At 40.4% G+C, this 2,063-nt stretch carries 2 protein-coding genes; one reads left to right on the top strand and one right to left on the bottom strand.

Features of this window, described 5'->3' with window-relative positions:
• Positions 1–226 precede the first annotated feature (226 nt).
• Complete coding sequence (gene trxA / locus KH943_RS09985; RefSeq protein ID WP_304110429.1) at positions 227–544, top strand: thioredoxin; 318 nt, start codon at positions 227–229, stop codon at positions 542–544.
• A gap of 70 nt (positions 545–614) precedes the next feature.
• Here trxA and asnS read toward each other — a convergent pair whose 3' ends face one another.
• Positions 615–2,018 (bottom strand): asparagine--tRNA ligase, encoded by a 1,404-nt coding sequence (gene asnS / locus KH943_RS09980; RefSeq protein ID WP_304110428.1) that lies wholly within the window; start codon positions 2,016–2,018, stop codon positions 615–617.
• Between the last annotated feature and the right edge of the window lie 45 nt (positions 2,019–2,063).

Raw genomic sequence — 2,063 nt, 5'->3', positions numbered from 1 at the left:
ACATCTTCTTGCTGCTCTTTTAGTTTCGGGATTACTATCGGTTCAGAGGCTAGCTCTTGTATTTAATCTGATTTTACCTGAAGATAAAGAATAAAATTATCAAAGCAATTGGAAAAATAGACTTGAAATTGGTTAGCTGAAACCTTATCTTGATGCCAACCGAACACCACTGATTCCTCGGTGGTGTTTTTCTTTTATTAAAATAATGTAAACAAGGGAATTAATTATGACTTTACAAGTTACCGATGCAACATTTGAACAAGAAGTACTAAAATCTGATGTGCCAGTATTATTAGATTTCTGGGCACCTTGGTGTGGTCCTTGCCGTATGGTAGCACCAATTTTAGATGAGTTATCAGAAGAATTTGCAGGTCATGCGAAAATTGCTAAAGTGAACGTAGATGAGAACCAACAAATACCAGCACAATTCGGTATTCGTTCAATTCCCACATTAATTCTTTTCAAAGATGGTCAAGTGGTTGCAACACAGGTAGGTGCTTTACCAAAATCTCAATTAGTAACTTTTGTTGAACAAGCGTTATAATTTAAACTTTAATAGCTAGGATTTTGTCCTAGCTATTTTTTTGAATTTTACTGCTTGGTATTAAATAAAATTAGAAGTTCGCATTACGTGGAGCACGTGGGAATGGGATTACTTCACGAATGTTTTGCAAGCCCGTTACATACACAATTAGACGCTCAAAACCTAAACCAAAGCCAGCGTGTGGCACGGTACCGTATTTGCGAAGATCGCGGTACCACCAGTAGTCTTCAGGGTTTAAGTCCATTTCCACCATACGCTTATCTAACACGTCTAAACGCTCTTCACGTTGTGAACCACCGATGATTTCACCAATTCCTGGTGCTAATACGTCCATTGCTGCCACAGTTTTGTCATCATCATTTAAACGCATATAGAACGCTTTGATATCTTTCGGATAGTTTTTCACCACTACTGGCGATTTAAAGTATTCTTCCGCCAAGAAACGTTCGTGTTCAGAAGAGAGATCGATACCCCAAGACACTGGGAATTCAAACTCTTTGCCTGATTTTAATAAGATCTCGATTGCATCGGTGTAATCTACTTGTGCAAATGGCGAAGCGATGAAGTTCTCAAGGCGGGTAATCACATCTTTGTCGATATGTTTTGCGAAGAATGCCATATCGTCAGGGCGTTCTGCTAATACTGCTTTGAATACATATTTCAACATATCTTCCGCTAATTTTGCGTTGTCCGCTAACGTAGCGAATGCAAATTCAGGTTCAACCATCCAGAATTCCGCTAAGTGGCGGGTTGTGTTTGAGTTTTCAGCACGGAATGTAGGTCCGAAGGTATAAACTTTGCTCAATGCACACGCATAAGTTTCACCATTTAACTGACCTGATACGGTTAAGAAAGACTCTTTACCGAAGAAATCTTGGCTGAAATCTACTTTGCCTTCTTCTGTGCGTGGTAAGTTTTCTAAATCAAGGGTTGAAACGCGGAACATTTCGCCTGCACCTTCTGTATCAGATGCCGTAATTAACGGGGTTGCCACCCAGTAGAAACCTTGTTCGTGGAAGAAGCGGTGAATCGCTTGTGCCAAGCAGTGACGAACACGTGCCACTGCACCGATTAAGTTCGTGCGTGGGCGAAGATGAGCCACTTCGCGTAAATATTCGATAGAGTGGCGTTTTGCTGCCATTGGGTAAGTATCTGGATCTTCCACCCATCCCACCACTTCAACATTGGTAGCTTGTAATTCAACCGCTTGACCTTCTGCAGGTGATTCTACGATTTTACCAGTCACAATCACAGAACAACCTGCAGTTAAGCGTAACACTTCATCTTGATAATTTGGTAAATCGTTATTGATGATTGCTTGGATTGGATCGAAACAAGAACCGTCATATACGGCTAAGAATGATAAACCTGCTTTTGAATCGCGACGGGTACGCACCCAACCGCGCACAGAAACTTCTTCTCCTACGGCAACTTTGCCTGAAAGAATTTCTGAAATTGATGGAAATTTAGACATTGAATACCTCAAAATTATTTTGATCAATTTTTAATAAAAAATCGT

The sequence above is a fragment of the Haemophilus parahaemolyticus genome (genome assembly GCF_018373095.1).
Taxonomy (GTDB): Bacteria; Pseudomonadota; Gammaproteobacteria; order Enterobacterales; family Pasteurellaceae; genus Haemophilus_A; species Haemophilus_A parahaemolyticus_A.
Note: the sequence above shows the minus strand (reverse complement) of the source record. Positions and strands in the feature narration are given on the sequence as shown.

Bases quoted from the DNA above. Each gene is read 5' to 3' on its own strand.
- trxA (WP_304110429.1), top strand. From the start codon at position 227: ATGACTTTACAAGTTACCGATGCAACATTTGAACAAGAAGTACTAAAA.
- asnS (WP_304110428.1), bottom strand. From the start codon at position 2,018: ATGTCTAAATTTCCATCAATTTCAGAAATTCTTTCAGGCAAAGTTGCC.